This is a genomic window from Luteimonas dalianensis (assembly GCF_049339425.1).
Lineage (GTDB): Bacteria > Pseudomonadota > Gammaproteobacteria > Xanthomonadales > Xanthomonadaceae > Luteimonas > Luteimonas dalianensis.
On sequence record NZ_JBMPPO010000006.1, the window covers coordinates 60,346 to 81,618 of the forward strand.

18 protein-coding genes and 1 pseudogene are annotated in these 21,273 nt (G+C 71.3%); 18 read left to right on the top strand and 1 reads right to left on the bottom strand.

Going from position 1 to position 21,273, the window contains the following annotated elements; genetic code table 11:
- The first annotated feature begins 76 nt into the window (after positions 1 to 76).
- The 16 genes and pseudogenes from mraZ (at position 77) to ACOZ90_RS09985 (ending at position 18,471) form a co-directional block, all read left to right on the top strand.
- Positions 77 to 523, top strand: coding sequence for a division/cell wall cluster transcriptional repressor MraZ (gene mraZ / locus ACOZ90_RS09910; RefSeq protein WP_422893492.1), 447 nt, complete (start codon positions 77 to 79; stop codon positions 521 to 523).
- Positions 520 to 1,488: a 16S rRNA (cytosine(1402)-N(4))-methyltransferase RsmH gene (rsmH, locus tag ACOZ90_RS09915; protein WP_422893493.1), complete on the top strand. Its 969-nt coding sequence runs from the start codon at positions 520 to 522 to the stop codon at positions 1,486 to 1,488. The genes mraZ and rsmH overlap by 4 nt, the downstream gene beginning before the upstream one ends.
- Before the next feature lie 2 nt (positions 1,489 to 1,490).
- Positions 1,491 to 1,751 carry a cell division protein FtsL gene (ftsL, locus tag ACOZ90_RS09920; RefSeq protein ID WP_422893669.1) on the top strand — a complete coding sequence of 87 codons (261 nt, stop codon included), beginning with the start codon at positions 1,491 to 1,493 and terminating at the stop codon, positions 1,749 to 1,751.
- A pseudogene (locus ACOZ90_RS09925) lies at positions 1,748 to 3,475 on the top strand (peptidoglycan D,D-transpeptidase FtsI family protein); the annotation flags it as partial. The gene ftsL and the pseudogene ACOZ90_RS09925, both read left to right, overlap by 4 nt.
- Positions 3,476 to 3,516: 41 nt before the next feature.
- Entirely contained in the window at positions 3,517 to 4,986 is a 1,470-nt protein-coding gene (locus ACOZ90_RS09930; protein ID WP_422893495.1) for a UDP-N-acetylmuramoyl-L-alanyl-D-glutamate--2,6-diaminopimelate ligase, read from the top strand.
- A complete protein-coding gene (locus tag ACOZ90_RS09935; RefSeq protein ID WP_422893496.1) occupies positions 4,983 to 6,380 on the top strand; it encodes a UDP-N-acetylmuramoyl-tripeptide--D-alanyl-D-alanine ligase in 1,398 nt (465 codons plus the stop codon). Before ACOZ90_RS09930 ends, ACOZ90_RS09935 begins: the two co-directional genes overlap by 4 nt.
- Positions 6,370 to 7,455, top strand: a complete 1,086-nt coding sequence (gene mraY, locus ACOZ90_RS09940) for a phospho-N-acetylmuramoyl-pentapeptide-transferase (protein WP_422893497.1) — start codon at positions 6,370 to 6,372, stop codon at positions 7,453 to 7,455. The genes ACOZ90_RS09935 and mraY overlap by 11 nt, the downstream gene beginning before the upstream one ends.
- Entirely contained in the window at positions 7,455 to 8,774 is a 1,320-nt protein-coding gene (ftsW, locus tag ACOZ90_RS09945) for a putative lipid II flippase FtsW (RefSeq protein ID WP_422893498.1), read from the top strand. Before mraY ends, ftsW begins: the two co-directional genes overlap by 1 nt.
- Positions 8,771 to 10,219: a UDP-N-acetylmuramate--L-alanine ligase gene (gene murC / locus ACOZ90_RS09950; protein ID WP_422893499.1), complete on the top strand. Its 1,449-nt coding sequence runs from the start codon at positions 8,771 to 8,773 to the stop codon at positions 10,217 to 10,219. Before ftsW ends, murC begins: the two co-directional genes overlap by 4 nt.
- Complete coding sequence (locus ACOZ90_RS09955) at positions 10,216 to 11,154, top strand: D-alanine--D-alanine ligase (protein WP_422893500.1); 939 nt, start codon at positions 10,216 to 10,218, stop codon at positions 11,152 to 11,154. Before murC ends, ACOZ90_RS09955 begins: the two co-directional genes overlap by 4 nt.
- The gene (locus ACOZ90_RS09960) at positions 11,151 to 11,888 is read left to right on the top strand and encodes a cell division protein FtsQ/DivIB (RefSeq protein ID WP_422893501.1); all 738 of its coding nucleotides are present in this window, start codon (positions 11,151 to 11,153) and stop codon (positions 11,886 to 11,888) included. Before ACOZ90_RS09955 ends, ACOZ90_RS09960 begins: the two co-directional genes overlap by 4 nt.
- Complete coding sequence (gene ftsA, locus ACOZ90_RS09965; RefSeq protein ID WP_422893502.1) at positions 11,885 to 13,120, top strand: cell division protein FtsA; 1,236 nt, start codon at positions 11,885 to 11,887, stop codon at positions 13,118 to 13,120. Before ACOZ90_RS09960 ends, ftsA begins: the two co-directional genes overlap by 4 nt.
- Positions 13,121 to 13,215: 95 nt before the next feature.
- A complete protein-coding gene (gene ftsZ, locus ACOZ90_RS09970) occupies positions 13,216 to 14,478 on the top strand; it encodes a cell division protein FtsZ (RefSeq protein ID WP_422893503.1) in 1,263 nt (420 codons plus the stop codon).
- 276 nt (positions 14,479 to 14,754) lie between these two features.
- Positions 14,755 to 15,663 carry a UDP-3-O-acyl-N-acetylglucosamine deacetylase gene (lpxC, locus tag ACOZ90_RS09975; RefSeq protein ID WP_422893504.1) on the top strand — a complete coding sequence of 303 codons (909 nt, stop codon included), beginning with the start codon at positions 14,755 to 14,757 and terminating at the stop codon, positions 15,661 to 15,663.
- A 264-nt stretch (positions 15,664 to 15,927) separates the two neighbouring features.
- Positions 15,928 to 17,565 carry an NAD+ synthase gene (locus ACOZ90_RS09980; protein WP_422893505.1) on the top strand — a complete coding sequence of 546 codons (1,638 nt, stop codon included), beginning with the start codon at positions 15,928 to 15,930 and terminating at the stop codon, positions 17,563 to 17,565.
- 15 nt (positions 17,566 to 17,580) lie between these two features.
- Positions 17,581 to 18,471, top strand: coding sequence for a vitamin K epoxide reductase family protein (locus ACOZ90_RS09985; RefSeq protein ID WP_422893506.1), 891 nt, complete (start codon positions 17,581 to 17,583; stop codon positions 18,469 to 18,471).
- Between the two features lie 21 nt (positions 18,472 to 18,492).
- Here the strand turns inward: ACOZ90_RS09985 and ACOZ90_RS09990 are convergent, their stop codons facing one another.
- Positions 18,493 to 19,344, bottom strand: coding sequence for an outer membrane protein assembly factor BamD (locus ACOZ90_RS09990; protein ID WP_422893507.1), 852 nt, complete (start codon positions 19,342 to 19,344; stop codon positions 18,493 to 18,495).
- Positions 19,345 to 19,431: 87 nt separating this feature from the next.
- On the opposite strand from ACOZ90_RS09990, the gene rluD reads away from it, so the two are divergent.
- Together rluD and pgeF are read left to right on the top strand one after the other, a co-directional pair.
- The gene (rluD, locus tag ACOZ90_RS09995) at positions 19,432 to 20,457 is read left to right on the top strand and encodes a 23S rRNA pseudouridine(1911/1915/1917) synthase RluD (RefSeq protein ID WP_422893508.1); all 1,026 of its coding nucleotides are present in this window, start codon (positions 19,432 to 19,434) and stop codon (positions 20,455 to 20,457) included.
- Between the two features lies 1 nt (position 20,458).
- Positions 20,459 to 21,262, top strand: coding sequence for a peptidoglycan editing factor PgeF (pgeF, locus tag ACOZ90_RS10000; protein ID WP_422893509.1), 804 nt, complete (start codon positions 20,459 to 20,461; stop codon positions 21,260 to 21,262).
- Positions 21,263 to 21,273 lie beyond the last annotated feature (11 nt).

Consider the following 21,273-nt stretch of genomic DNA (forward strand, 5'->3'; position numbering starts at 1 on the left):
GTGGGGCAAACGGGAATTTCGTGGAAATCCTGCGCAATGAAGCCCGCCGCAGACGGGCATACCGGGCAGGACCGACGTGTTCCAGGGCGAGTACGCCATCACAATCGACGACAAGGGCCGGATGGTGATCCCGACCAGCCTGCGCGAGGAGGTGTCGCGTGCCGGCAGCCGTCTGGTGATCACGTACAACCCCTTCGATGCCGGCAGCCTGTACCTGTATCCGCATGACGTCTGGGAAGGCGTGCGCGACAAGGTCAACGCGCTGTCCCGTACCCGCTCCACCAACCGCACGCTGCAGATGAAGCTGGTCGGCGCAGCCACCGTGGTCGAGCCCGACGGCAGCTCGCGCATTTCCGTGCCTCCCAGCCAGCGCAACACGGTCGGCATCGACCGCAAGGCGGTGCTGGTGGGGATGGGCGACAAGCTCGAGCTCTGGAGCGAGCAGGCGCACCAGGACCAGATCCGCCAGACGCTGGGGGATGACGACATGGCCGGTGAGGACCTGGAAGGGTTGCAACTGTGACGGACGGTGGCGCGGACGCCCGGTCCGGCCACCTTCCGGTGATGTTCGGGCAGGTCATGGAGGGTCTGCAGGTGCGCGGGGATGGAACCTACCTGGATGGCACGTTCGGGCGCGGAGGCCATGCGCGCGGAGTGCTGCAACGCCTGGGACCCGGAGGCCGGCTGCTGCTCATGGACAAGGACCCCGAAGCGGTTGTGGTGGCCGAGCGCGAGTTCGGTGCCGATCCGCGCGTGGCGATCCGCCGCGGCAGCTTCGCTGCGCTCGCGGACTGGGACGCCGCGGCGGCGGGGCTGGACGGGGTGCTGTTCGACCTGGGCGTGTCCTCGCCGCAGCTGGACGTGGCCGAGCGCGGCTTCAGCTTCGGCAAGGACGGGCCGCTGGACATGCGCATGGATCCGGACTCCGGTGAGAGCGCCGCCCAATGGCTGGCCCGCGCCGACGAGGCCGCGATCGCCGACGTGCTGTGGACCTACGGCGAGGAGCGCATGAGCCGGCGGATCGCGCGGGCCATCGTCGCCCGCCGCGCCGATGCGCCGCTGCAGCGTACCGGCGAGCTGGCCGAACTGATCGCCTCGGTGGTGCCGCGCCCGCGGCGCGCGCCGGGCAAGCCGGACATCCATCCGGCCACCCGCTCGTTCCAGGCCATCCGCATCCACGTCAACCGCGAGCTGGGAGACCTGGAGGACGGGCTGGCCGCCGCCCACGACGCGCTGCGCCCGCAGGGCCGGCTGGCGGTGATCAGCTTCCACTCGCTGGAAGACCGCATCGTCAAGCGCTTCATCGCCGGCCGCGCCAAGCCGCCGCCGGCCGACCGTCGCCTGCCCGAGGCCACCGGCTTCGTGCCGACCCTGCGCGCGCTGGGCGGCGCGATCAAGGCCGATGCCGGCGAGACCGCGGCCAACCCGCGGGCGCGCAGCGCGGTGCTGCGCGTTGCCGAAAAGCTGCCGGCGCAGGTGCGCACATGACCATGCGCATCGTCATCGCCGTGCTGCTGGCCGCCAACGTGATCACCGCGATCGGCGTGGTGCACGCGCGCCACCAGCACCGCCAGCTTTTCGCCGAGCTGACCCGGCTGGAGCACGACCGCGACGAGCTCAACATCGATTTCGGCCGCCTGCAGCTGGAGCAGGCGACCTGGGCCGAGAGCAACCGCATCGACCAGGTCGCGCGCGAGCGGCTGGGGATGAAGTTCCCGGAAGCGGCTGAAATCGTGGTGGTGCGGCCATGATCGGGCGTTCCTCCGGCAGCCGCCCGCAGCGCCGCCGCACCCGCGCCAGGTTCAACCTGCGCGCGCGCCTGGCGCTGGTGGCCGGCGGGCTGGGCCTGTGCGCGGTGGTGCTGGTGGGGCGCGCGGTGGACCTGCAGCTGATCGACAACGCCTTCTACCAGCAGAAGGCCGACGCGCGGTTCCTGCGCGAGCTGCCGATCGCGACCTCGCGCGGCATGATCACCGACCGCAACGGCGAGCCGCTGGCGATTTCCACGCCGGTGGCCTCGCTGTGGGCCAACCCGCAGGAGCTGGTGAAGCACCCGGACCGGATCGTGGAGCTGGCCGGTGCGATCAGGGTCGATGCCGACGAGCTGGCGCGCCGGGTTGCCCAGCGCGCCGACAAGGAATTCATGTACCTGCCGGGCCAGCGCCGGATCCACCCGGCCGCGGCCGAAGAGGTGCTGGCGCTGGGCGTGCCGGGGGTGTTCAGCCAGCGCGAGTACCGCCGCTTTTACCCGCAGGGCGAGGCGATGTCGCACGTGCTCGGGTTCACCAATATCGACGATCGCGGCCAGGAGGGCATCGAGCTGGCGTTCGACGACTGGCTGCGCGGGCGCCCGGGCGCGCACAGGGTCATCCGCGACCGCCGCGGCCGGATCGTGGAGAACGTGGATCTGGTGCGCGCGGCCGAGCCGGGCCGCGACCTGGTGCTGAGCATCGACCGCCGGATCCAGTACCTGGCCCACCGCGAGCTGCGCAACACCCTGGTGCGCACCGGTGCCAGCGCCGGATCGGCGGTGGTGCTGGACGTGGCCACCGGCGAGGTGGTGGCGATGGTGAACCTGCCCACCTACAACCCCCACGTGGTCTCGGGCAGCGACCGCGACGCCCGCCGCAACCGCGCGGTGACCGACCTGATCGAGCCCGGTTCCACGATCAAGCCGCTGACCGTGGCCGCGGCCCTGCAGGCCGGCGTGGTCACGCCGGCCACCCCGGTGGACACCAGCCCGGGCTGGATGCCCAACGGCCGCTACCGCACCAGCGACGTGCGCAACTACGGCCTGCTCGACGTCACCGGCGTGATCACCAAGAGCTCCAACGTGGGCACCGCGAAGGTGGCGGCCAGGCTGGAGGATCGGCAGCTGTACGACGTGCTGCGCGCGTTCGGCCTGGGCCAGAGCACGCGCAGCGGGTTCCCGGGCGAGGCGTCGGGGCTGTTCCCCGATCCCTCGCAGTGGAGCGGAACCAGCAAGCAGACCATTTCCTACGGCTACGGGCTGTCGGCCACGCCGCTGCAGATCGCGTCCGCGTATGCGGCCATCGCCAACGGCGGCAAGCTGGTGCAGCCGACCTTCGTCAAGGGCCAGCACGGCGAGTCGCGCCAGGCGCTGGATGCGGGCGTGGCCGACACCGTGCTGCGGATGATGCAGACCGTGACCGAGCCGGGCGGCACCGCGACGCGGGCGCGGGTTCTGGGCTACCACGTGGCCGGCAAGACCGGCACCTCGCGCAAGGCCAGCGGCGGCGGCTATTCGCGCCGCTACGTGTCCTTCTTCGCCGGCATCGTGCCGGTGGAGAACCCGCGTTTTTCGATGGCCATCGTCATTGACGACCCGGATCCGGCGCGCGGCTACTACGGCGGGCTGGTGGCCGCGCCGATGTTCCAGGGCGTGATGGAAGGCGCGCTGCGGCTGATGGACGTGCCGCCGGACGATATCGAGACCTGGCTGGCCGCGCAGGCCGAAAGCGATGACAGGCGCCGCGCGGCGGCCGGAGGCGCACGATGAGCGCCGGCATGCCGCTGTCGGAGCTGCTGCCGGACGTGGCCGGGGTGCCGGCCGGGCTGCGGGTGTCCGGGCTGTCGCAGGACAGCCGGGAGATCGTGGCCGGGGAGGCGTTCCTGGCCATTCCCGGGTTCGGCACCCATGGGCTGCGCTTCGTCGACCAGGCGCGGGCCGCCGGCGCGGCGGCGGTCGTGTACGAGCCGCCGGCGCCGGACGGCGTCCCGGTGCCGGCGGATGCGGTCGCGGTGCCCGGGCTTCGCACGCGCATTGGCACCATGGCCGACCGCCTGCATGGCGGCCCGTCGGCGGCGATGACCGTGGTCGGCGTGACCGGCACCAACGGCAAGACTTCCACCGTGCAGATGCTGGCCCAGGCCTGGACCCTGCGCGGGCTGAAGGCGGGCAGCGTGGGCACCCTGGGTGCGGGCCTGCACGGGCAGGTGCAGCCGACCGGCTTCACCACTCCGCAGGTGTCGCGCATGCACGCGCTGCTGGCGCGGCTGCGCGACGACGGCGCGCAGGCGGTGGCGATGGAGGTCAGCTCGCACGCGCTGGATCAGGGTCGGGTGGATGCGGTGCGTTTCGCGGTGGGCGTGTTCACCAACCTCACCCGCGACCATCTTGATTACCACGGCGACATGGAGGCCTACGGGGCGGCCAAGGCACGGCTGTTCCAGGCGCCGGGGCTGCGCGCGGCGGTGGTGAACCTGGACGATGGGTTCGGGCGCGCGCTGCATGCGGAGCTGCCTGAGGGCCTGGCTGTGATCGGCACCAGCGGGCAGGGGCGCGCGGACGCCGCGGTGCGGGCCGAAGACGTGCTGCTGGATGCCGATGGCATCGGCTTCCGGCTGTGCATCGGCGGCCAGCAGCACCCGGTGCGCGCGGCGCTGCTGGGCCGCTTCAACGTCGACAACATGCTGGCGGTGGCCGGGGCGCTGCACGCGCTGGGCGAGGCCCCGGCCGACATCGCCGCTACGCTCGCCCGGCTGCAGCCGGTGGCCGGTCGCATGAACCGCCTGGGCGGCAACGGCCGGCCGCTGGTGGTGGTGGACTACGCGCACACGCCGGATGCGCTGGAACAGGCGCTGTCCAGCCTGCGCGGCCACGCCCGCGGGCGGATCGTGTGCGTGTTCGGCTGCGGCGGCGAGCGCGACCGCGGCAAGCGCGCGCAGATGGCCGAAGTGGCCGGACGCCTGGCCGATGTGGTGATCGTCACCGACGACAACCCGCGGGGCGAGGACGGCGACGTGATCGTGGCCGATATCCTGGAAGGATTCGCGGATCGATCCGCCGTGACCGTCGAGCGCGACCGCCGCGCGGCGATCAACCGCGCGGTCGGGCAGGCCGGGCCGGGCGACATCGTGCTGGTGGCCGGCAAGGGCCACGAGCCATACCAGGACATCGACGGCGTGCGACATCCGTTCGACGATGCCGAAGTCGCCCGCGCGGCGCTGGAGGGCAGGGCATGAACCCGCTGCCGCTCTCGCGCATCGCCCAGTGGACGAACGGCCGCCTGCACGGCGCCGAAGCCGGCGGCGACGTGCTGATCGAGACGCTGTTCACCGATACCCGCGGCTTCGACGCCGGTGACGGCCGCGCGGCGCTGTTCGTTGCCCTGGCCGGAGAGCGCTTCGACGGCAACGACCATGTCCAGGCCGCGGCCGAGGCCGGGGCGCGCGCGGCGCTGGTCTCGCGGCCGGCCCAGGTGCGGATCCCGCAGGTGGTGGTACGCGACACCGGCCACGCGCTGGCCGCGATCGCCGCGGCGATGCAGCACGGCCGCGTGGCGCGGGTGGCGACGATCACCGGCAGCAACGGCAAGACCGGGGTCAAGCAGATGCTGCTGTCGATCCTGCGCCTGCTCGGCCCCACCCACGCCAATCCGGGCAACTTCAACAACGAGATCGGCCTGCCGCTGTCGGTGATCCAAGCCCCCGAGGACGCCCGCTACGCGATCTACGAGATGGGCGCGGGCAAGCCCGGCGACATCGCCTGGCTCACGGCGGTGGCGCGACCGGACGTGGCCCTGGTCAACAACGTGGCGCCGGCGCACCTGGAGCGGATGGGCAGCCTGCTGGGCGTGGCCGACACCAAGGGCGCGATCTACGATGCGCTGCCGGCCGACGGGGTGGCGGTGATCAACGCCGACGACGCCTTCGCCCAGTATTTTGCCGGCCGCTCGCACGGGCGCCGGGTGATCCGCTTCGCGCTGGAGGCCAGCGCCGACGTGACTGCCCGCGACGTGCGGGTGGACGAGGAAGGATCCAGCTTCACCCTGGTCACGCCGCAGGGCGAGGCGCCGGTGCGGCTGGCCCTGGCCGGGCGCCACAACGTGGCCAATGCGCTGGCGGCGGCGGCGATGGCGATGGGCATGGCCGAAGCGACGCCGGACGCGATCGCGGCCGGGCTGGCCGCCGCCGAGCCGGTGGCCGGCCGGCTGGTGCGCCACCGGCTGGCGTCGGGCGCGCTGGTGATCGACGACAGCTACAACGCCAACCCCGGCTCGCTGGCCGCGGCCATCGACACCCTGGCCGCGACCGAAGGCGAGCGCTGGCTGGTGCTGGGCGAGATGGGCGAGCTGGGCGATGACGCCGCGGCGCTGCATGCCGGCGTGGGCCGGCGGGCCAGGGAGGCCGGGATCGAGCGGCTGTTCGCCATGGGCGCGCTGGGCAAGGCTGCGGCCGAGGCCTTTGGCGAGGGCGGCGCGCATTTCGACTCCCACGCCGCGCTGGCCGACGCGCTGCGCGGGGAGCTGCACCCGCAGGCGCGGGTGCTGGTGAAGGGATCGCGTTCAAGCGCGATGGAGCGGATTGTCTCCGCGCTGCTGGACAACAACGGAGGGGACCCCACCCATGCTGCTTGAACTCACGCGCTGGCTGCAGGGGCTGGAAGGCTTCTTCGGGCTGTTCAACTACCTCACCTTCCGCGGCATCCTGGCTGCGCTGACTTCGCTGGCGCTGTCGCTGTGGTGGGGCCCGGCGGTGATCCGCCGCCTGGCCCAGTACAAGGGCGGCCAGCCAATCCGCGACGACGGCCCCAAGACCCACTTCTCCAAGGCCGGCACGCCGACCATGGGCGGCGCGCTGATCCTGTTCACCGTGCTGGCCTCGGTGCTGCTGTGGGGCGACCTGCGCAACAAGTACGTCTGGGTGGTGCTGGCGGTGATGGTCGCCTTCGGCGCCATTGGCTGGTACGACGACTGGATCAAGATCGTCCACCGCGATCCCAACGGGCTCAAGTCGCGCTGGAAGTACCTGTTGCAGTCGGTGTTCGGCCTGGCGGCGGGCCTGTTCCTGTTCTACACCGCCGACGTGCCGGCGGCGACCACCTTCTACATCCCGCTGTTCAAGGCGGTCGCGCTGCCGATGGTGGGCATCACCTTCGTCGCCATCGCCTACTTCTGGATCGTCGGCTTCTCCAACGCGGTCAACCTCACCGACGGCCTGGACGGGCTGGCGATCATGCCCACGGTGCTGGTGGCCTGCGCGCTGGGCGTGTTCGCCTACGCGTCGGGCCACGTGGTGTTCGCCGACTACCTGCAGATCCCGCAGATTCCCGGCGCCGGAGAGCTGACCATCATCTGCGCGGCGATCGCCGGCGCGGGCCTGGGCTTCCTGTGGTTCAACACCTACCCGGCGATGGTGTTCATGGGCGACATCGGCGCGCTGGCGCTGGGCGCGGTGCTGGGCACGATCGCGGTGATCGTGCGCCAGGAGCTGGTGCTGGTGATCATGGGCGGCATCTTCGTCATCGAAACGCTGTCGGTGATGATCCAGGTGGCGTCGTTCAAGCTCACCGGCAGGCGCGTGTTCCGGATGGCGCCCATCCACCACCACTTCGAACTCAAGGGCTGGCCCGAGCCCCGCGTGATCGTGCGCTTCTGGATCATCTCGGTGATCCTGGTGCTGGTCGGGCTGGCCACGCTGAAGGTGCGCTGATGGATCGCTTCGACACGCCGCAGACGCGACAGGCCACCCGCATCGATGACATCCACGGGCGCTTCGACCCGTGGATCATCGGCGCGGCGCTGGCGCTGGTGGCGCTTGGCGTGGTGATGGTGGGCTCCAGCTCGATCGCCATCGGCGAAGACCACGGCGTGGGGGCCTTCCACTTCCTCACCCGGCACCTGATGTTCCTGGCCGTGGGCGTGGTGCTGTGCGTGCTGATGGCGCGCACCGACCTGAAGAACATCGAGGAGTACAACCAGCTGCTGCTGCTGGGCTGCTTCGTGCTGCTGCTGCTGGTGTTCATCCCCGGCCTGGGCCATACCGTCAACGGCGCGCAGCGCTGGATCAACCTGGGGGTGGCCAACTTCCAGACGGTCGAGGCGGTGAAGCTGATGTACATCGTCTGGCTGGCCAGCTACCTGGTGCGCTTCCGCGACGAGGTCAACGCCACCTGGGGCGCGATGATCAAGCCGCTGCTGGTGGCCGGCGCGCTGATGGCGCTGCTGCTGCTGCAGCCGGACTTCGGCTCCACCGCGCTGATCCTGGGCGTGACCGCCGGCATGCTGGTGCTGGGCGGGGTGCACCTGCCGCGCATGGCCGGGCCGGTGGTGGGCGTGCTGGTGCTGCTGTCGGTGGTGGCGGTGGCCGAGCCGTACCGCGTGCGCCGGATCACCTCGTTCATGGATCCGTTCGCCGACCCGTTCAACAGCGGCTACCAGCTGGCCAACGCGCTGATGGCGGTGGGCCGGGGCGAGTTCGGCGGCGTGGGCCTGGGCGCCTCGATCCAGAAGCTGTCCTACCTGCCCGAGGCCCATACCGACTTCATCTTCGCGGTGACCGCCGAGGAGCTGGGCTTCATCGGCGTGTGCCTGGTGATCGGCCTGTACGCGCTGCTGGTGGGGCGGGCGTTCTGGATCGGCCTGAAGTGCGTGGAGATGCGCCGCCACTTCGCCGGCTACTGCGCGTTCGGAATCGCCCTGGTGATCGGCCTGCAGAGCACGGTGTCGATCGGCATGAACCTGGGCCTGTTGCCGACCAAGGGCTTCACCCTGCCGCTGATCTCCTACGGCGGATCGAGCGTGGTCATGACCTGCGTGGCGGTGGGGCTGCTGCTGCGGGTGTCCTACGAGCTCGACCGCGCCCAGCGCCAGGTGGCGCGGCTGCGCGGCGAGGCGGCGCCGGTGCCGGCGCCGGGCGACGTGGAGAGCGCGCCGCCGCCGGCTCCGCAGCCGGGCGTGGCCACCGCCGCCACGCGCGGCTCCGGCCGCAAGCGCCAGCGCATTGAACCCACCATTGGAGCCGTACGATGACCCGCCGCCTGCTGAGCACCCGCGCGCTGTCCACCGCCGAAGTCGGGCGCGCCTTCTCGCGCGTGCACTTCGTCGGCATCGGCGGCGCCGGCATGAGCGGCATCGCCGAAGTCCTGTGCACCCTGGGCTACCGGGTGTCGGGCTCGGATCTGGCCGAAGGCGCCACCGTGCGCCGCCTGCGCGAGCTGGGCGCCAGCGTGCAGCTGGGCCACGATGCGGCCAACGTGCACGACACCGACTGCGTGGTGGTGTCCAGCGCGATCCGCGCCGACAACCCGGAGCTGCTGGAGGCCAAGGCGCAGCGGATCCCGATCGTGCCGCGCGCGGAGATGCTGGCCGAGCTGATGCGCTTCCGCCGCGGCATCGCGGTGGCCGGCACCCACGGCAAGACCACCACCACCTCGCTGCTGGCCAGCGTGCTGGCGCGCGGCGGGCTGGATCCGACCTTCGTGATCGGCGGCCAGCTGCTGGCCGCCGGCGCCAACGCGCGCCTGGGCGGCAGCGACTGGCTGGTGGCCGAGGCCGACGAGAGCGACGGCAGCTTCCTGCGCCTGAACCCGCTGGTGGCGGTGATCACCAACATCGACGTCGACCACATGGAGCACTACGACAACGACTTCGGCCGCGTGCGCCAGGCGTTCTCGGAGTTCCTGCACCGGCTGCCGTTCTACGGCCTGGCGGTGCTGTGCATCGACGATCTGGAGGTGGCGGCGCTGGCCAGCGACGCGTCGCGTCACGTGACCACCTATGGCTTCTCCGAAGCGGCCGACGTGCGTGCGGAGAACGTGCGCCAGGACGGCCCGCGCATGCGCTTCGACCTGATGCTGCCCGAGGGCGGGCGCACGGACGTGACGCTGGCGCTGCCGGGCCGCCACAACGTGCAGAACGCGCTGGCGGCCGCGTCGGTGGCCTGGCAGCTGGGCGTGAGCCCGGAGGCGATCGCCGCCGCGCTGGAGCAGTTCCAGGGCATCGGCCGGCGCTTCAACATGAAGGCCGTGCTGCGCACCCCGCGCGGCGCGCAGGTGCAGCTGGTGGATGATTACGGCCACCATCCCAACGAGCTGGCGGCGGTGTTCCAGGCCGCCCGCGGCGGCTGGCCGGATCGGCGCCTGGTGGTGGCGTTCCAGCCGCACCGCTACAGCCGTACCCGCGACCTGCTGGACGACTTCGCCGCGGTGCTGTCGGAAGTGGACGCGCTGGTGCTGACCGAGGTCTACCCGGCCGGCGAGGAGCCGATTGCCGGCGCCGACGCGCGCTCGCTGGCGCGGGCGATCCGCGCCCGCGGCCGGGTCGATCCGGTGGTGGTGGACGACATGGACGAGCTGGCCCGGGTGCTCCCCGACGTGCTTGAGGACGGCGACATGCTGCTGATGATGGGCGCGGGCACGATTGGCCACGCCGCCCAGCGGCTGGCCGACGAGGGTTTTCCGGAGGAGCCGGCATGAGCCAGGCGCTGCCGCCGCTGCGGGTGACCGATCCGGCCGCCTTCGGCCGCGTCGCGGTGCTGCTGGGCGGCACCTCGAGCGAGCGCGAGGTGTCGCTGGATTCGGGCCGCGGGGTGCTTGAGGCGCTGCGCTCCAGCGGCGTGGACGCGCATCCGGTGGACGGCATCCCGGCGCTGCTGGAGGACATCCGCGCCGGCCGCGTGGATCGGGTGTTCAACATCCTGCACGGTGGCGACGGCGAGAACGGCGTGCTGCAGGGCCTGCTCGCGGCGCTGGGCGTGCCGTATACCGGCCCGGGCGTGCTCGGCTCGGCGCTGACCATGGACAAGATCCGCACCAAGCAGGTGTGGCAGGCCGAAGGGCTGCCGACGGCGCGCTTCGTGCGCCTGCCGCCGGGCGCGGAGGTGGAGGCGGCGGTGCGCGAGCTCGGGCTGCCGGTGTTCATCAAGCCGTCGGCGGAAGGCTCCAGTGTCGGCGTGTTCCGGGTGGTGGACGAGGCCGGGCTGGCCGAGGCGGTCGCGTTCGCACGCGATTATCCGCACGAGCTGCTGGCCGAACAGCTGGTGGCCGGAGGCGAGTACACGGTGGGCATCCTCGGCGACCTGGCGCTGCCGTCGATCCGGATCGTGCCCGCGGGCGAGTGGTACGACTACCACGCCAAGTACGTGTCCGACGATACGCAGTACCTGTGCCCGGGCCTGGAGGGCGACGACGAAACCGTGCTGCGGCAGCTGGCGCTGGAGGCGTTCCGCGCCGCCGGCTGCAGCGGCTGGGGCCGGGTGGACGTGATGCGCCACGCCGACGGCCGCTTCGCGCTGATGGAGATCAACACCGCGCCGGGCATGACCGGCCATTCGCTGGTGCCCAAGGCGGCCGCGCAGCTGGGCATCGACTACGCCGGGCTGTGCTGGCGGATCCTGGAGACGACGCTGTGAGCGCGCTGCTGCGCACCTTCGTCTGGATCCTGGCCCTGGCCGTGGTGGCGCTGCCGGTGGTGGCGGTGCTGGAAGGCTGGATCGGCGCCGAACGCTGGCCGCTGAGCACCCTGCGGGTGACCGGCGAGCTGGAGCACGTGCCCGACCAGGCGCTGCGCGAAGCGGTGCTGCCGCACGTGCAGCAGGGCTTCTTCGCCACCCGCCTGGCCGATGCCCAGGAGTCGGTCGCGGCCCTGCCGTGGGTGGAAAGCGCCGAAGTCCGCAAGCGCTGGCCCGACGTGCTGGAAGTGCACGTGGTCGAGCACCGGCCGTTCGCGCACTGGGGCGATGGCCGGCTGCTGTCCGAGCAGGGCCGCCTGTTCCCGGCGGCCGGCATCGAGCCGCCGCAGCGGCTGCCGCGCCTGGCCGGGCCCGACAGCCGGGTCGCCGAGGTGGTGGCCGTCTACAACGAGTCGCGGGTGCTGTTCACCCCGATCGGCTACGACATCGCCGAGGTCGCGCTGGACACCCGCGGCAGCTGGTCGCTGGTGCTCTCCAACGGCACCCGCATCGTGGTCGGCAACCAGCAGGCGCGGCCGCGGCTGGAGCGCTTCGCCCGCCTGCTGCCGCAGCTGCTGCAGTACCGCACCGAACGCCTGCAGCGCGCCGACCTGCGCTACACCAACGGCTTCGCCCTGGTCTGGGGCGAAGCCGAACCATCCCCCACCCGCAATCCGGATCCGCAAACGACATGAACCGCAAAGGCGACAAGGCCCTGATCGTCGGCCTCGACATCGGCACCTCCAAGGTGGTGGCACTGGTCGGCGAGTATTCGCCGGGCAACCCCATCGAGGTGATCGGCATCGGCAGCCACGAATCGCGCGGGCTCAAGCGCGGCGTGGTGGTGGATATCGAGTCCACGGTGCAGTCGATCCAGCGCGCGATCGAGGAGGCCGAGCTGATGGCCGGCTGCGAGATCCGTTCGGTCTACGCGTCGATCTCAGGCAACCACGTGCAGTGCAAGAACTCGCCCGGGATCGTGCCGATCCGCGACGGCGAGGTGACCTGGGCGGATCTGGATCGGGTGCTGGAAGCGGCCAAGGCGGTGGCGATCCCGGCCGACCAGAAGATCCTGCACGCGATCCCGCGCGAGTACGTGCTGGACGATTCGCAGGAGGGCATCCGCAACCCGGTCGGCATGACCGGCGTGCGCCTGGAGGTGCACGCGCACCTGGTGGTGTGCGCGCAGTCGGCCGCGGCCAACATTTCAAAGTGCGTGCAGCGCTGTGGCCTGCAGATCGACGACCTGGTGCTGTCGTCGCTGGCGTCCAGCACCGCGGTGCTGACCGGCGACGAGCGCGAGCTGGGCGTGGTGCTGGTGGACATCGGCGCGGGCACCACGGATCTGGCGGTGTTCGTGCAGGGCGCGATCTGCCACACCTCCAGCCTGCCGATCGCCGGTGACAAGGTCACCGAGGACATCGCCCACATGCTGCGCACGCCGACCCCGGAAGCGGAGCAGATCAAGGTGCGCTACGCCTGCGCGCTGGCCCAGCTGGCGACCAGCGAGGAGTCGATCCAGGTGCCCAGCGTGGGCGACCGGCCGCCGCGGCGGCTGCCGCGGCAGTCGCTGGCGCAGGCGGTGCAGGCGCGTTACGAAGAGATCTTCGAGATGGTGCAGGCCGAACTGCGCCGCTCGGGCTTCGAGCAGCACGTGCGCGCCGGCATGGTGCTCACCGGCGGCGCCGCGAAGATGGAAGGCGTGGTCGAGCTGGCCGAGGAGATGCTGCAGATGCCGGTGCGGGTGGGGATTCCCCAGCACGTGACCGGCCTGGGCGAGGTGGTCGGCAACCCCGTCCACGCCACCGGCGTGGGCCTGCTGCTGATGGGCAGCCAGATCGAGAACCCGCGCCGCCCGGTGCTGCCAACCGGGCCGGCGGGGAATTTCTTCAGGAAGTTGAAGGAGTGGTACCGCGGCGCGTTCTGAGCGCGGCGGGCGGAGAGCGGAAGGCGGAAAGGCGGCGACAAAGCAGGTCAGCAGAACAACATAACCAGAAACTCTTGCATACGAGGACACATGACATGGCGCACTTCGAACTGGTAGAAAAAATGGCACCCAATGCCAACATCAAGGTGATCGGCGTGGGCGGCGGCGGCGGCAACGCCGTGGCGCACATGGTGAACAGCGCCGTTGACGGCGTGGAATTCATCACCGCCAACACCGACTCGCAGGCGATCAGCAACTGCGGCGCCAAGCTGCAGCTGCAGCTGGGCGACAGCGTCACCAAGGGCCTGGGCGCTGGTGCGAACCCCGAGGTCGGCCGCCAGGCCGCGCTGGAGGATCGCGAGGTCATCATCGACGCGCTGCAGGGCGCGGACATGGTGTTCATCACCGCCGGCATGGGCGGTGGCACCGGCACCGGCGCGGCGCCGGTGGTGGCGCAGCTGGCCAAGGAAATGGGCATCCTGACCGTGGCCGTGGTCACCAAGCCGTTCCCGTTCGAGGGCCGGCGCCGGATGCAGGTCGCGCTTAAGGGCATCGAGGATCTGGGCCAGCACTGCGACTCGCTGATCACCATCCCCAACGAGAAGCTGATCTCGGTGCTGGGCCGCAACGCGACCATGATCCAGGCCTTCCGCGCCGCCAACGACGTGCTGCTGGGCGCGGTGCAGGGCATCGCCGACCTGATCGTGCGTCCGGGCCTGATCAACGTCGACTTCGCCGACGTGCGCACCGTGATGAGCGAGATGGGCCTGGCGATGATGGGCACCGGCGAGGCGCGCGGCGACGACCGTGCCCAGGCCGCGGCCGAGGCGGCGATCCAGAACCCGCTGCTGGACGATGTGAACCTGGCCGGCGCCAACGGCATCCTGGTCAACATCACCGCCGGCCCGGACTTCACCATGGCCGAGTTCGACGAGGTCGGCCGCACGGTGGAGAACTTCGCCAGCGAGGACGCCACCATCGTCATCGGCACCGTGCTCGACCAGGAGATGCAGGACGAAGTGCGCGTGACCGTGGTGGCCACCGGGCTGCACCGCGGCAACGCGCGCCAGGCCAGCCCGCGCGGCAACGATTTCGGCCAGGAGCCGGCGCGGCGTCCGAACGTGCAGCTGGTCCACACCCAGGCCAAGCGCGACGGCACCACCGGGCTGCCGATCGACGACGCGGTGGCCGACTACGGCCAGGCGCCGAGCATTGCCGCCAGCCTGCGCGGCAACGGCGGCAACGGCGGCGGTGCCGCTGCCGCTGCCGAGTCGGCGTCCAAGCCGGAGGTGGCCGACTTCGGCGCCGACAGCAGCTACCTGGACATCCCGGCGTTCCTGCGCCGCCAGGCGGACTGAGCGCCAGGCGGGGCGTGAGCCCCGCAACCGCAGCCCGGCGCTGCGCCGGGCCGCGCCATGTCGTGTCATCTTTCCCGCCGGGCCGCGCCGGCCCGGCGGGGTTTTGACCCGGTGACCCAAGGTGGTTGGCGTCGTCGTCACGGAGCCTGCCGCAGGGTGGCCGGTGATCCTGTCGGCGGTCTGTCCCTTTCATTCAGGTTCAGCCGGCCGCGTGTTAATATTTCATGCGATCGTTCCCGGGAGCGAGCCGCGTTCCCCCAGCGAACAGACCTGTCCATGCCCAAGCAGCGCACCCTCAAGAACATCATTCGCGCCACCGGCGTGGGGCTGCACAGTGGCGAAAAGGTGTACCTGACCCTGCGTCCGGCGCCGGTGGACAGCGGTATCGTGTTCCGCCGCGTCGACCTGGATCCGGTGGCCGAGATCCCGGCCCGTGGCGACCTGGTGACCGAAACCATGCTCTGCACCGGCCTGACCCACGGCGAGGGCAAGGTGATGACGGTCGAGCACCTGATGTCGGCCCTGGCCGGCCTGGGCGTCGACAATCTCTACGTGGATCTGTCCGCGGCCGAAGTGCCGATCATGGACGGCTCCTCGGGCCCGTTCGTGTTTCTGCTGCAGTCGGCGGGGATCGTTGAACAGGACGCGCCGAAGCGCTTCATCCGCATCAAGCGGCCGGTGGAGGTACGCGAGGGCGACAAGGTCGCGCGCTTCGAGCCGTATGACGGTTTCCGGCTGGGCTTCACGATCGAGTTCAATCATCCGGCGATTCCGGTGTCGGAGTCGCGGGCGGAGGTGGAGTTCTCCACCGAGGCCTATATCCGCGAGGTGAGCCGGGCGCGGACGTTCGGTTTCATGCGCGACCTGGAGTTCATGCGCGAGCGCAACCTGGGCCTGGGCGGCTCGATGGACAACGCGATCGTGCTGGACGAGTTCCGGGTGCTGAACGAGGACGGGCTGCGCTACGCGAACGAGTTCGTGCGGCACAAGATCCTGGATGCGGTTGGTGACCTGTATCTGGCCGGGCATCCGATCCTGGGGTCGTTCGAGGGCTTCAAGTCCGGGCATGCGCTCAACAACAAGCTGGTGCGGGCGCTGATGGCCGAGGAGTCGGCCTGGGAAATCGTCACTTTCCCGGAAAGCGCGTCGGCTCCGGTTGCTTACGGCGAGCCGGTTCCTGCCTGAGTCGTGCGTGTTGGGGCTACGCCCCGCCGCCTGCAAAGCTCCCCTGTTTTCGGTGGCTTCGGTCTGACGCCGTGCGCTGGCGGCGGGGGTATCGCTTTTCGCGCGGCGGGACGTCCTGTCCCGACGCGCGTGCAATACATCCATGTATTGCTTGTCGCGATACCCCCGCCGCCAGCGCACGGCTCACCCCATCGGTGACTGCGGCTCTTCTTCTGGTTGCCGCCCTTCTGGAACAATAGGGCCACACCCGAATACCCGGCTCCCATGTCCGACAAGCTGAGAATCGCCCTGGCCCAGTTCGACTTCCCCGTCGGCGCGGTGGCGCGCAATGCGGAGCGGGTCGGGGAGATGATTGCCCGGGCGCGGGACGAGCATGGCGCGGACGTGGTGCTGTTCCCCGAGCTGGCGATCAGCGGCTACCCGCCGGAGGATCTGCTCATGCGGCCCTCGTTCCTGCGCGACTGCGAGCAGGCCGTGCGCGATGTCGCCGCGCAGGTGAAGGGCATCGTGGCCGTCGTCGGCTGGCCGGAGTCGGCCGGTGGCGCGCTGTACAACGCGGCCAGCGTGCTGCGCGATGGACGCATCGAGGCGACTTGCCGCAAGCGCGAGCTGCCCAACTACAACGTCTTCGACGAACGCCGCTACTTCCACGTCGACCCTGACGGCGCGCCGCTGGTGTTCGAGGTGAAGGGCGTGCCGGTCGGGGTGGTGGTGTGTGAGGATCTGTGGTTCGCCGAACCATTGGCCGATACCGCCGCCGCGGGCGCGAAGCTGGTGCTGGTGCCCAACGCGTCGCCTTTCGAACACGGCAAGCACGCGCGGCGCGATGCGCTGCTGGCCGAGCGTGCCCGCGAAAGCGCGGTGGCGCTGGCGTACCTCAACACCGTTGGCGGGCAGGATTCGCTGGTGTTCGACGGCAGTTCGATCCTGGCCGATGCGGACGGGCGCGTGCACCACGCCGCGCGGGCATTCGAGGAGCATTGGCTGGTCGCTGATTTTGAACCGGGCTCCGGCCGCCTGGAGGCGGTGCAGTGGCCGCTGGAGGAGCGTGCCGGTGAGGATGCGCTGGCCTGGCGGGCGGCGGTGCGCGGGCTGCGTGATTACTGCGGCAAAAACGGGTTCGGCAAGGTCTGGCTGGGACTGTCGGGCGGGCTGGACTCGGCGGTGGTGCTGGCGATGGCGGTCGATGCGCTGGGGGCGGATGCGGTGACCGCGGTGCGGCTGCCTTCGCGCTATACGGCCGAGCTGAGCAACGACCTGGCCGCCGAGCAGTGCGAGGCGCTGGGGGTGCGGATGCTGACGGTGCCGATCGAGGCGCCGTTCAAGGGCTATCTGGACGCGCTCGCCGATGCCTTCGTCGGGCTTGAGCCGGACACCACCGAGGAAAACCTGCAGTCGCGCACCCGCGGTGCGCTGATGATGGCGCTGGCCAACAAGTTCGGCGGACTGGTGCTGACCACCGGCAACAAGAGCGAGTACGCGGTGGGGTACGCGACCATCTACGGTGACATGTGCGGCGGCTACGCGCCGCTCAAGGATCTGTTCAAGACCCGGGTGTTCGCGCTGGCACGCTGGCGCAATTCACTCGGTGATGTCCCGGCGGTTCCGCCGGCGGTGATCGCGCGCCCGCCTTCGGCGGAGCTGCGCGAGGATCAGCGCGACGAGGATTCGCTGCCGCCGTACGAGGTCCTGGACGCGATCCTGGAGCGGTATGTCGAAGGCGAGCAGTCAGGCGTGGAGATCATCGCGGCGGGCTTCGAGGCCGCAACCGTGGAGCGGGTGCTGCGGCTGGTGCGCATCGGCGAGTGGAAGCGGCACCAGGCCGCGCCGGGGCCGAAGGTGTCGCTGCGCGCCTTCGGCCGCGAGCGCCGCTATCCGATCAGCAATGGTTACAGGGATTGAAGAGGATCCATCCGGATGTCGAAGAAGAAGCGTAGACCCCAGCCCCGGCGCCCGCAGGCGGCGGCATCCTCCCCGCCGCGGCCGGCCAGCCGGCGCCTGCCGCCCGATGCGTGGGCGCTGGCGCTTGCGGTCGTCGGCCTGCTGGTGAGCGGCTACCTCACCCTGTCGGCCTGGGGCAGCGGAACCCCGGCGTTCTGTGCCGAAGGCAGCGGCTGCGACGTGATCCAGGACAGCCGCTGGTCAAGCCTGCTGGGCCTGCCGCTGGCGCTGTGGGGCTTCGGGCTGTATGCGCTGATCGCCCTGGCGGCGGTGACCGGATCCACGCCCGCCGCGCGCTGGCGCCGGCTGTCGCGGCTGACCCTGCTGGGGCTGGCGATCAGCGTCTATCTCACCATCGTGGGCGTGGTGGCGCTGGAGGCCATCTGCGGCTGGTGCCTGGTGTCGCTGGCGGTGATGGCGGCGCTGTTCGCGCTGGTTCACCTGCGCCGCCCGGGCGCGCCGCTGGGGCAGGGCAGCTGGGGCAGCTGGTGGCTGGGCAATGGCCTGGTGGCCCTGGGCGTGGTGGTGGCGCTGCAGCTGGTGCTGGGGGGCGTGCTCGACCGGCGTCCGGAGAACGCGCGGGTCGCGGCGCTGGCCGAGCACCTGCAGCAGACCGGCGCCCGCTACTACGGCGCATCGTGGTGCGGAAGCTGCGCGCGCCAGAACCGCCTGTTCGGCGCCTCGGCCTCGCGCCTGCCCTACGTGGAGTGCAGCCCGCAGGGCCGCGGCGGCCCGACCGCGCGCGAATGCGCGGAGGCCGGGGTGTCGTCCTTCCCCAGCTGGCAGGTCAACGGCCTGATGCACCCGGGCATCCAGACCCCGCAGGATCTGGCCCGGCTTTCGGGGTTCGACTGGGAGAACGAGTGAGCGCGCGGCCCGCCGCGCGGGTCAGTCGTCGATCGGCGAGCGCTCGCCGGCGAACGGGTTGAGCTTGCGGATCGCCCACGGGTAATCCGGCCAGTCGCCGCTCAGCCACGCGTGATCGGGCTCGTTCAGTTCAAGTACCCGGCGCGCATCGGCGGCCAGCGCCTCGTTGCCCAGGCGGGTATGCGCCTCGGCCAGCACCGCCACCGCGTCGTTCTGGTGCCTGGACTGCGGATACTGCTCCAGCAGGTAGGTCACGCGGTTGATCGCGGCCACGTTGGCCCCGCGGCGCAGGTAGTACAGCGCGGTGTCCAGGTCGTGGCGGGCGAACATGTCGCGCAGGTCGATCATGCGCTTGCGGGCATCCTCGGCGTAGCGGGTGTTGCCAAAGCGCTCCACCACCACTGCGAAATCGGCGTGGGCCTGGTTGGGCGTGGTCAGGTCGCGGCTGGCCGGATCCAGCGACCACACCCGCTGCAGGAACACCGTGTCGCGCGAGGCGTTCACCAGCCCGCGCAGGTAGTACATGTAGGCCGAGTTGCGGTGGGTGGGATAGGTGCGCAGGAAGCGGTCGATGCTGGAAATCGCCTCTTCGTGCGAGCCCATCTTGTACTGGGCATAGGCCGTCTCGATCAGCGCCTGCTCGGTGTACGGGCCGTAGGGGTACTGCGCCACCAGGCGGCGGAAGGTGGTCGCGGCACGGCTCCAGTTGCCCATGCGCATCGACTGGTGGGCGGTTTCGTACAGCTCCTCCACCGGCACGCCCTCGTTGGGGTCGTCGCGGTCGCCGCGCAGGCGGGAGCAGCCGGAGGCGAGGAAGATGGCCAGCAGCGCGAGCAGCAGCGCGTTGCGGAGCAGGAAGCCGGGTCGGGTCATGTGGCGTTGGGCCGGAGCGGGACGAAAGGCGGATAATAGCAGCCCGCATCGCCGCTCCGGCGCCCGCGCCTGAACCCCGGCCTCCTGATGAACACGCCTGCCAACGACCCGCCGCCGCTGGACGATGACGCTGCCGAAGACGGCGCGGACGGCGTCCGCCGTATCCAGGTACCCGCCACGCTGGCGGGGCGCCGCTTCGACGTGGCCGTGGCCGAGCTGTTCCCCGAATTCTCCCGCTCGCGCCTGTCGGCCTGGATCAAGGCCGGCGACCTGCTGCTGGACGGCCGCCCGGCGCGCCCGCGCGACCCGCTCGCCGGCGGGGAGACGGTCAGCCTGGACGTGGTGCTGGACGAGCAGACCAGCGACGCGCCCGAGGACATCCCGCTCAACGTCCTGTACGAGGACGCCGACGTGCTGGTGATCGACAAGCCGGCCGGGATGGTGGTGCACCCGGGCGCCGGCAACCGCACCGGCACCCTGGTCAACGGCCTGCTGTTCCGCGATCCGGCTCTGGCCGCGCTGCCGCGCGCCGGCATCGTGCACCGGCTGGACAAGGACACTTCCGGGGTCATGGTGGTCGCCCGCACCCTGCAGGCGCACGCGGCCCTGGTCGAACAGCTGTCCTCGCGCGAGGTGCATCGCCAGTACCTGGCGATCGTGCTCGGCGCCCTGGTCAGCGGCGGCACCGCCGATGCGCCGATCGACCGCCACCCGCGCGACCGCCTGCGCATGGCGGTGCGCGAGAACGGCCGCGAGGCGGTCACCCATTTCCGCCTGCGTGAGCGCTTCCGCGCCCACACCGCGCTGGAGTGCCGGCTGGAAACCGGCCGCACCCACCAGATCCGGGTGCACATGCAGCACCTGCGCCACCCGATCATCGGCGACCCGCTGTACGGCGGCGCGCTGAAGCTGCCCAAGGGGGCGTCGGAGGAACTGGTGGTGGCGCTGCGCGGCCTGCGGCGCCAGGCGCTGCACGCCGAAACCCTGGAGTTCGCCCATCCGCGCAGCGGCGAGCCGGTGCGTACCAGCGCGCCGGTGCCGGCGGACATGCAGGAGCTGATGCGGCTGCTGCGCGAGGATACGGCGGCCCACGCGGGCGGCGGGCGCCGCTGACGTGGCGGCCGCCCCGGCCGAGGCACTCCTCCCGGCCGACTGGCCCGCGCCGCCGCGCGTGCGCGCCTTCACCACCCTGCGCCATGGCGCCGGTGGCTCCGCGCCGCCGTTCGGCAGCTTCAACCTGGGCAATGCGCGCGGGCCGGACGGCGATGATCCGGCGGTGGTGGCGTCGAACCGCGCCGCGCTGGTGGCCCGGGCCGGGCTGCCGTCCGCGCCGCACTGGCTGCGCCAGGTGCACGGAACCGGCGTGCTGGTGGTGGATCGCGCGCTGGCTGCCGGGGATGCGGTCGCGGAAGGGGCCCGCGTGGCCGGCGAATGCGAGGCCGACGCGGCGGTGACCGCAGCGGCCGGCGTGGTGCTTGCGGTGCTGACCGCCGACTGCCTGCCGGTGCTGTTCGCGTCCCGGGACGGTCGCCGGGTCGGCGCGGCCCACGCCGGCTGGCGCGGGCTGGCGGCGGGGGTGCTGGAAAACACCGTCGCCGCGATGGCCGCGCCGCCGCAGGCGCTGCTGGCGTGGCTGGGCCCTGCGGCCGGGCCGCAGGCCTACGAGGTGGGTACCGAAGTCCGCGACGCGTTCACCGGGCACGACCCGGCGGCCGCCGCAGCCTTCATGCCGACCCGGCCGGGCCACTGGCACGTGGATCTGTACGCGCTGGCGCGCAGGCGCCTGGAGGCGGCGGGCATCGCCGCGGCCGACATCCACGGCGGCGGGCTGTGCACGATCTCCGATCCGCAGCGGTTCCATTCCCATCGCCGTGATGGCCGCGCCGGGCGCATGGCGAGCGTGATCCATTTCGCCTGAGGCCCGGTCAC

Coding starts and splice junctions, on each gene's coding strand:
- lpxC (WP_422893504.1), top strand. CDS start 14,755: ATGCCCAAGCAGCGCACCCTCAAGAACATCATTCGCGCCACCGGCGTG.
- murC (WP_422893499.1), top strand. CDS start 8,771: ATGACCCGCCGCCTGCTGAGCACCCGCGCGCTGTCCACCGCCGAAGTC.
- ACOZ90_RS09955 (WP_422893500.1), top strand. CDS start 10,216: ATGAGCCAGGCGCTGCCGCCGCTGCGGGTGACCGATCCGGCCGCCTTC.
- ftsZ (WP_422893503.1), top strand. CDS start 13,216: ATGGCGCACTTCGAACTGGTAGAAAAAATGGCACCCAATGCCAACATC.
- rluD (WP_422893508.1), top strand. CDS start 19,432: ATGAACACGCCTGCCAACGACCCGCCGCCGCTGGACGATGACGCTGCC.
- ftsL (WP_422893669.1), top strand. CDS start 1,491: ATGCGCATCGTCATCGCCGTGCTGCTGGCCGCCAACGTGATCACCGCG.
- ACOZ90_RS09935 (WP_422893496.1), top strand. CDS start 4,983: ATGAACCCGCTGCCGCTCTCGCGCATCGCCCAGTGGACGAACGGCCGC.
- ACOZ90_RS09990 (WP_422893507.1), bottom strand. CDS start 19,344: ATGACCCGACCCGGCTTCCTGCTCCGCAACGCGCTGCTGCTCGCGCTG.
- ftsW (WP_422893498.1), top strand. CDS start 7,455: ATGGATCGCTTCGACACGCCGCAGACGCGACAGGCCACCCGCATCGAT.
- ftsA (WP_422893502.1), top strand. CDS start 11,885: ATGAACCGCAAAGGCGACAAGGCCCTGATCGTCGGCCTCGACATCGGC.
- ACOZ90_RS09980 (WP_422893505.1), top strand. CDS start 15,928: ATGTCCGACAAGCTGAGAATCGCCCTGGCCCAGTTCGACTTCCCCGTC.
- ACOZ90_RS09930 (WP_422893495.1), top strand. CDS start 3,517: ATGAGCGCCGGCATGCCGCTGTCGGAGCTGCTGCCGGACGTGGCCGGG.
- mraY (WP_422893497.1), top strand. CDS start 6,370: ATGCTGCTTGAACTCACGCGCTGGCTGCAGGGGCTGGAAGGCTTCTTC.
- ACOZ90_RS09985 (WP_422893506.1), top strand. CDS start 17,581: ATGTCGAAGAAGAAGCGTAGACCCCAGCCCCGGCGCCCGCAGGCGGCG.